We start from the raw sequence: 7043 nt of genomic DNA on the forward strand, positions 1-7043 counted from the left end.
GTTCTATGATTTTGTTCTTATTATGTTCCCATAATCACCCATGGCTGTCAACGATTCTCCGCACGGTCTTTGCCGCGATTGCCTATCCCGCGCAGCGTCCGTAGGGCGGCGGTGCGACGCCTGCGGCAGCCCGCGAATCGTCCGCCATGAGGAGTTGGAAGACCTCGCCATTGCCCACATTGACTGCGACGCCTTCTATGCAGCGGTGGAAAAGCGCGACAATCCGGAGCTGCGCGACAAGCCGGTGATCATCGGAGGCGGCAAACGCGGGGTCGTGTCCACCGCCTGCTATATAGCCCGCATCCACGGCGTTCGCTCTGCCATGCCGATGTTCAAGGCGCTTGCAGCCTGCCCTCAAGCGATCGTCATAAAGCCGGATATGGAGAAATACGTTCGCGTTGGCAGGCAGGTCAGGGAGATGATGCTGGCGCTCACCCCCATGGTCGAGCCGCTTTCGATCGATGAAGCGTTTCTCGACCTCGCCGGCACGGAACGTCTGCACGGCGCGCCAGCCGCGGTCGTGCTGGCCCGCTTTGCCCGCGAAGTCGAGCAGGAGATCGGGATCACCGTGTCGGTTGGTCTTTCCTACTGCAAGTTCCTGGCGAAGGTAGCGTCCGATCTCAACAAGCCACGCGGCTTCTCGATCATAGGCCGGGCTGAGGCTCTCACCTTCCTCGCTGAGCAGCCGGTCACAACCATTTGGGGCGTGGGCAAGGCCTTTGCCGCCACGCTCGCCGCAGATGGCATTCGCACCATAGGGCAATTGCAGCACATGGAGCGTGGCGATCTCATGCGCCGTTACGGCATCATGGGCGACCGGCTTTACCGGCTCTCGCGCGGTGAGGATGCGCGAGCCGTCCAGCCGCGCGGCGAGGCAAAGAGCGTCTCCTCTGAAACCACCTTCGACAAGGACATAGCCTCCTTCGAGGAGTTGGTGCCCGTTCTTCGTGCATTGAGTGAACGCGTTTCCGCACGGTTGAAGAAGTCGGATATCGCGGGGCGAACTGTCGTCCTCAAACTCAAGACATCGGATTTCCGGATCCGCACCCGCAACCGTCAGCTTTCCGACCCCACCCGCCTGGCGGACCGGATCTTTTCCACGGGCCTTGAAATGTTGAAGCGTGAGGTGGACGGCACATCCTTTCGCCTGATCGGCATCGGCGTCAGCGACCTGACGGACGCCACCAAGGCCGATCCGCCGGACCTCGTCGACCATCTGTCACACAAACGGGCACTGGCCGAAGGTGCGATAGACGCTCTCAGGGCGAAATTCGGAAATCAGGCCGTGGAAATGGGGTACACTTTCCAACGCGTCCGCCGCTCGCGCCCGGAACCGGAAATCGAGGAGTGAGGCGCAGCAAAATCGGTGGCAGACCAGTATGACTGTGGACCGCGGCACCCTGCGCCCTGCCGTTTTAGTGTAATAGATTTGGTGCGGACGGCGGGAATCGAACCCGCACGGGCGAAGCCCGAGGGATTTTAAGTCCCTTGCGTCTACCAATTCCGCCACGTCCGCGCGGGCATGTTTCTCAGTGCTTCGCGTCGAAAGGTCAACATTCTTTTTTGAATGCGCCCAGCTGATTACCCACCATAGGTCGCAAGTATGGTGCGTGCATCCAGTGCATTCGGGTTCTCCCCGGGCCGAAACATTCGCACCGTCACCGAATTGGACCGCGTCGTCGCGATCAGAGGCACGAAGGAGGCCTGCCCCGCATAGGTGTGGGCAGTCTGCATCGTCGCTCCCCCAAGCGTAAAATGGGTAAAGCCCTTTTCAAGGGTGAGTTCGGCGGCGCGTTTGAGCGTCGCCTGCGGAACGGCTCCAGCCCCGAACCGGCCAGTGCCGCTCACCTCGAGCTGGTAGGAATTCACCGAAAGCGGAATTTCCTGGGTGGAGACGCAGCCGGCGAGCGCCACGGCCAGGCTGATTAGGATGGGGAGTTTTCGCATGCGCGGAATATGTCGCGCTACCGGACCAGCTGCAAGGGAGCCGCAGCCGTTTGTCAGAGAAAAGATCGAGGCGGACTGTCGAGCGCCCGCCTCGAGGAATGCATCAGCCCAAAAGCTTTGCCGTGATCTCGGCCAGCCTTTTGCCCTGGAACCGCGCGCCCTCCAGCTCCTGGGCGGAGGGCAGACGGGAACCATCACCCTCAGTCGTTGTGGTCATGCCATAAGGCGCGCCGCCGCGGACCGTATCGTTGCCCATCTGATCCTGATAGGCGTAGGAGAGCGGCACGATGATCATTCCGTGGTGCTGCAGCGCGAGCTGTGTCGTGGCCAAAGCAATTTCCGCCCCGCCATGTTGCGTGGCCGTGGAAACCATAACGGTCGCAGGCTTGTCCAACAGCTTTCCTTCGGCCCAGAGCGGACCCGTCTGATCTAGGAAATTCTTGATTTGCGACGCCATCATTCCGTAACGCGTCGAAACGCCGAAGATAAAACCGTCGTAATCTGCAAGCTCCAAAGGCGTAGCTATCGGCGCTTCCTGTTCAAGCTTGTAGTGAGCCTTTCTCGCCACCTCTTCCGGCACGAGCTCAGGCACGCGTTTGATGGTCACGTCGGCGCCGGTTTCGCGCGCACCTTCGGCGGCCGCTTTTGCCATTGCCTCCATGTGCCCCCAGCTTGAATAGTAAAGAACGAGTATCCTAGCCATCTTGCTTAGCTCCTGATCAAACGGCGTAGCCACGCCACCGCCTTCTGATTTAGCTGAGCCGGGCGGTATTTAAACACTTCCATTTCCGACACAGTGTTCACCATCCATTGCCGATCCATCCGCCCGCCGCTATCTGACAGACGTCAAGGGGAAGAGACAGCCATGAGTGAGATTGTTACGGCGGCAATGGTCGTCATCGGCGACGAAATCCTTTCGGGCCGCACAAAGGACAGGAATATCGGCCATCTCGCTGATATCATGACGGCCGTCGGCATCGATCTGAAGGAGGTTCGGATCGTGCCGGACGAGCAGGAAGCGATTGTGGAGGCTATCAACGCGCTCCGCTCCCGTTTTACCTATGTCTTCACCACTGGCGGGATCGGCCCTACTCATGACGACATCACCGCCGATGCGGTCGCGGCCGCCTTCGGCTTGCCTTGTGAATACGACGACAGGGCCTACAGGCTGCTTGATGAACATTACGAGGCGCGGGGCATCGAGTTCACGGAAGCGCGCAAGCGCATGGCCCGCATGCCCCGGGGTGCAAGGCACATTCCCAATCCCATCTCGGTTGCGCCGGGATTTGCGATCGATAACGTCTTCGTGATGGCTGGCGTTCCGGCGATCTTCCAGGCGATGCTCGATCAAATTGTGCCGACGCTTAGGACCGGGGCAAAGCTTCTGTCCGTCTCCATCCCCTCACCTCTTCCGGAAGGAACGATCGGGGGGCCTCTGGGCGAAGTTCAGAAGGCCTTTCCCGAAACGATCATCGGCTCCTATCCAAAATATGTGGATGGCAGGTTTTGGACCGAATTGGTGATACGCTCGCGTTCCGAGGAGACGCTTCAAGCCGCCAAAGCCGAGATCGAGCGAATGCTTGACCGCCTCTTGCAACAAAGTTGACGCACGCCCATTCTCTCCTTTGCGGGGTGAACAGATGCGAAGGAGGCTTCCATGACCTACAAGACGGTTCTAGTGATCCTGCAGAGCCAGGTAGACGCCAAACGGGTTCTGGATTTCGCACTACCGTTTGCCGCGCGCCATGGAAGCCATGTCATCGGTCTCCACGCAGAAGCGCTTCCCATGCCTGTGGTTTCTCCCATGGGCGGGCCGGCCATCGATTTTAACACTGCCCTTCAGGAGGACACGCTCAGACGCCATCAGGAGCTGAAGAGGTTCTTCGGCGAGCGTGCCGAGGCTGAAGGCGTAGCTCATGAATGGCGCAGCTATGACAATGTCTCCGGCGATTCAGCCGTCTCCGGCATCGAGAGCGCCCGTACCGCGGATCTTGTGATTGCGCTGCAGAACGATCCCGATGCCGACTCGCTGCGCAGCTCCGATCTGGAGGCCCTACTCTTCAGAACCGGCCGCCCCCTGCTCCTCGTTCCATACACCTTCAGCGGCCGCTCGGAGCCCTTCAAGAAGGCTGTGCTGGCATGGAATGGCAGCAAGGAAGCCGCTCGCGCCGTCTTTGACGCCCTTCCACTGTTGAGGGAGGCCGGGCGCGCCGAAGTGCTCAGCGTCGACGCGCGCGACACGATGGACCAGGACGCCGAAATGGCCGGTGCCGCTATTGCCCAGAGCCTGGCGCGGCACGGTATAGACGTTACCCTCAGCGCCGAGCAGTCGAACGGTCTTTCACATGACGAAGTGATCGCCAATCACATTGCGGAAGCCAATGCCGACCTTCTTGTCATGGGCGCCTTCGGCCGTTCGCGTCTCGCGGAATTCGTTTTCGGCGGGGTCACGCGCAAAATGCTGCAATCGATGACCACGCCAACGCTGTTGTCCCACTGAAAGGGCCACAGCCCCGTGCGTCCATTAGGACGCACAAAGGACGCTGCAAGTTATTGGATCGGTGTATCGTGCTTTCCGGAACCGATCCCGGTTTTCGGGCTCATCCTGCAAGGAACGCACCTACTCCTCACGGGCAAGAGCATCCCCTCGCCCCTTTTGCGGGCATCTCTTTGGCACTACTCGTCGCTGACGAGATAGGAATACGGTGTATCGATAATCTCGCTTACGGTGCCGGAAATCAGGCCTTTCTCCTTCGCCTGCTTCGCGGAAAGGACGAGCCGCTGATCTTCGCTGTACAAAAGAGCCTTGATCTCCGCCTCCGGTATCGTCGTGCAGGATTTATAGACCTCAACGCCAAAATTTACGTATGTACGAAGCACTTCCTCCATCTGGCGCAGTTCGTCGGGCGTCCAGGTACGCTTTGGTGCAACGTTCGCGGGGGGGTGCAGAAGAAAGGTCCCATCCTCAAATGAGAGGCGTTCCTTTCCGCCGCAAAACATAAAAGTTGCCGCTGAGCCGACATTAGCGAGATTGACGGTCGTGATTGGTATCCGGCTACTCTTTATGATCTGATAGGCCGCTTCGCCACCGTCTGCGTCACCACCCCAGCTGATGATATATAAGTATATTTTTTCCAGACCTTCATGGTCTCTATTAATCTCTTCGATGGCAGATATAAGTTTAGCAACCGAATCCCGCGTAACTTCTCCTGAAATAAAATTTTCGCATACTTAACATCAGAAAATTCCTCCTTTATTGATGTACCCATAAATATAAATATTCCCAATACCACACCAAAAAAGAAGACAACAATTAGCAATATAAACCTCATAACACCACCGATCAATCTTTAGATCCGACCATTACATTGAGGTTGAGACCATCCTTGTCGACAATGGTGTACGACAAGGGCGTGTCTACGATTTCCCGCGTCTCGCCGGAGATCACGCCCTTCTCCAGAGCTTCTCCTGCATTCATCAAGAGCCTGTCGTCGGCGCTCTCCACGATGGTCGACACCTCTTCTGCAGGCAGGTTCGTGCACTCGCGATAGACGCTTGCAAAGACATCGTTGTATGACTTGAGAAGCTCCCTCGAGAGCACGTACTGGACGGGCTGAATCGACATTGCCGGCAGCGTGATATTTGCCGGCTTGAGCACGAAAACCGTCCCCGGAAACGCGGTTCTTACTTTGGCTCCGCAGAACATGACTGCCGCGACGGAAGCGACGGTCGATACGTTTACCGCGGTGACGGGAATGCGCGAGCTCTTGATCGCCCAGTACGCCGTCTGCGCGCTGTCCACATCCCCCCCGGGACTGTTTATGTAGAGATAGATGTTTGCGAGCGCTTTATTGTCGCTGTTCAGCCTGTCGAGCACCGAAATGAGCTCGGCCACCTTTCGCTCGCTCACCTCCCCTACGTAAAATACCTTTGCCGCCTTGATTTCACCAGCTTTGGCATCCGCCGGCGCCACTGAAATTACCTCGGCACGCGCGCAGGTGATCGATATTAGTAGAAATAAAAACGATGCATATTTTATCATTTTCTTCTCTAAATTTCACAATACAATTCCTCATCCTTATGTCTTTCGCTTTAAAGCGCGATTTACTTTGCAGCTTGGTTTCGAAGCAAATCCAGCAAAGCGAAGAGCGAAGGCCAGTCACTACGGGAGGCTCGGCAGCATCGCCGCTCTTGCATTTTCCTCGTCTTTCCGGCTAATTCCCGACGCATTCCAGGTGCGGCCGCCTGGCTCAGGAGTGCATGAAATGTCCCTTCCAGAAAAAGCCTTTCCCGTCTCGTGGGATCAATTCCATCGCGATGCCCGCGCACTTGCCTGGCGTCTTGCCGGCACGAACGGCCGCTGGAAGGCAATCGTATGCATCACCCGGGGCGGGCTCGTCCCTGCAGCGGTGATTGCACGCGAGCTTGACATTCGCCTTATCGAGACGGTTTGCATCGCCTCCTATCACGACTACAGCGAGCAGGGAGAGCTCAAACTCCTGAAGGAAATCTCGCCCCCTCTGCTGGAAGATGAGGGAAAGGACATATTGATCGTTGATGATCTCACGGATACCGGCAAGACGGCCGCGATCGTCCGTGCGATGATGCCGAAAGCCCATTTCGCAACGATCTATGCTAAACCCAAGGGGCGCCCCCTGGTCGATACTTTTGTGACTGAAGTCTCCCAGGATACCTGGATCTATTTCCCCTGGGACATGGGCTTTTCCTATCAGCGGCCGATTGCCGAGAGCGAGGCCGGCTAGACTTAGAGCGGTTTAGTGATTGACTGAATCGGGAGGGATTCCGGTTCTGTTGATCTTGTGATTCAAGATGCTGGCTGGAGTGGAGGCCAGCATCTGATGACAGCACCTCTATCCAATGATCTTCGAGCACGTGTGGTCGGTGCGATCGAGGCCGGCGAGAGCTGCCGGTCGGCTGCCAGCCGCTTCGGGGTTGCCGTTTCCTCGGCAGTGAAGTGGCACCAGCGCTACCGGGACAACCGGCTCGGTGGCGCCGGCCAAGATGGGTGGCCATCGCAAGCGCGTTCTGGAGCTGCACCGGGCGTTCATCGTCGAACGCATCAACCAGACATCGCA

8 protein-coding genes, 1 tRNA gene and 1 pseudogene are annotated in these 7043 nt (G+C 57.9%); 5 read left to right on the forward strand and 5 right to left on the reverse strand.

Features of this window, described 5'->3' with window-relative positions; genetic code table 11:
• Nucleotides 1-40: 40 nt before the first annotated feature.
• Nucleotides 41-1351: a DNA polymerase IV gene (locus CHEJ32_RS0117915; protein ID WP_028035020.1), complete on the forward strand. Its 1311-nt coding sequence runs from the start codon at nucleotides 41-43 to the stop codon at nucleotides 1349-1351.
• A gap of 79 nt (nucleotides 1352-1430) precedes the next feature.
• Here the strand turns inward: CHEJ32_RS0117915 and CHEJ32_RS0117920 are convergent.
• The 3 genes from CHEJ32_RS0117920 to wrbA all read right to left on the reverse strand — a co-directional run bounded on the left by CHEJ32_RS0117920 (nucleotide 1431) and on the right by wrbA (nucleotide 2650).
• Nucleotides 1431-1516: transfer RNA gene (locus CHEJ32_RS0117920), tRNA-Leu, on the reverse strand.
• 65 nt (nucleotides 1517-1581) lie between these two features.
• Entirely contained in the window at nucleotides 1582-1947 is a 366-nt protein-coding gene (locus CHEJ32_RS25220; protein WP_034658714.1) for a hypothetical protein, read from the reverse strand.
• 103 nt (nucleotides 1948-2050) lie between these two features.
• Nucleotides 2051-2650 carry an NAD(P)H:quinone oxidoreductase type IV gene (wrbA, locus tag CHEJ32_RS0117930; RefSeq protein ID WP_028035021.1) on the reverse strand — a complete coding sequence of 200 codons (600 nt, stop codon included), beginning with the start codon at nucleotides 2648-2650 and terminating at the stop codon, nucleotides 2051-2053.
• A gap of 162 nt (nucleotides 2651-2812) precedes the next feature.
• Here wrbA and CHEJ32_RS0117935 point away from each other — a divergent pair, with 162 nt between their 5' ends.
• Nucleotides 2813-3553: a competence/damage-inducible protein A gene (locus CHEJ32_RS0117935; RefSeq protein WP_028035022.1), complete on the forward strand. Its 741-nt coding sequence runs from the start codon at nucleotides 2813-2815 to the stop codon at nucleotides 3551-3553.
• Nucleotides 3554-3604: 51 nt separating this feature from the next.
• Nucleotides 3605-4447, forward strand: coding sequence for a universal stress protein (locus CHEJ32_RS0117940; RefSeq protein WP_028035023.1), 843 nt, complete (start codon nucleotides 3605-3607; stop codon nucleotides 4445-4447).
• Nucleotides 4448-4623: 176 nt separating this feature from the next.
• Here the strand turns inward: CHEJ32_RS0117940 and CHEJ32_RS26835 are convergent, their stop codons facing one another.
• Together CHEJ32_RS26835 and CHEJ32_RS25225 are read right to left on the reverse strand one after the other, a co-directional pair.
• Nucleotides 4624-5163 (reverse strand): ATP-dependent Clp protease proteolytic subunit, encoded by a 540-nt coding sequence (locus CHEJ32_RS26835; protein WP_084032848.1) that lies wholly within the window; start codon nucleotides 5161-5163, stop codon nucleotides 4624-4626.
• A gap of 127 nt (nucleotides 5164-5290) precedes the next feature.
• Complete coding sequence (locus CHEJ32_RS25225; protein WP_198023882.1) at nucleotides 5291-5920, reverse strand: ATP-dependent Clp protease proteolytic subunit; 630 nt, start codon at nucleotides 5918-5920, stop codon at nucleotides 5291-5293.
• Nucleotides 5921-6212: 292 nt separating this feature from the next.
• Between CHEJ32_RS25225 and gpt the strand changes: the two genes are divergently transcribed.
• The gene (gene gpt, locus CHEJ32_RS0117960) at nucleotides 6213-6710 is read left to right on the forward strand and encodes a xanthine phosphoribosyltransferase (RefSeq protein WP_028035026.1); all 498 of its coding nucleotides are present in this window, start codon (nucleotides 6213-6215) and stop codon (nucleotides 6708-6710) included.
• A gap of 96 nt (nucleotides 6711-6806) precedes the next feature.
• Nucleotides 6807-7043, forward strand: a pseudogene (locus CHEJ32_RS27460) (helix-turn-helix domain-containing protein); the annotation flags it as partial.

It is taken from the genome of Chelativorans sp. J32, assembly GCF_000518985.1.
GTDB lineage: Bacteria > Pseudomonadota > Alphaproteobacteria > Rhizobiales > Rhizobiaceae > Chelativorans.

Coding starts and splice junctions, on each gene's coding strand:
- CHEJ32_RS0117940 (WP_028035023.1), top strand. CDS start 3,605: ATGACCTACAAGACGGTTCTAGTGATCCTGCAGAGCCAGGTAGACGCC.
- CHEJ32_RS0117935 (WP_028035022.1), top strand. CDS start 2,813: ATGAGTGAGATTGTTACGGCGGCAATGGTCGTCATCGGCGACGAAATC.
- CHEJ32_RS0117915 (WP_028035020.1), top strand. CDS start 41: ATGGCTGTCAACGATTCTCCGCACGGTCTTTGCCGCGATTGCCTATCC.
- CHEJ32_RS25220 (WP_034658714.1), bottom strand. CDS start 1,947: ATGCGAAAACTCCCCATCCTAATCAGCCTGGCCGTGGCGCTCGCCGGC.
- wrbA (WP_028035021.1), bottom strand. CDS start 2,650: ATGGCTAGGATACTCGTTCTTTACTATTCAAGCTGGGGGCACATGGAG.
- gpt (WP_028035026.1), top strand. CDS start 6,213: ATGTCCCTTCCAGAAAAAGCCTTTCCCGTCTCGTGGGATCAATTCCAT.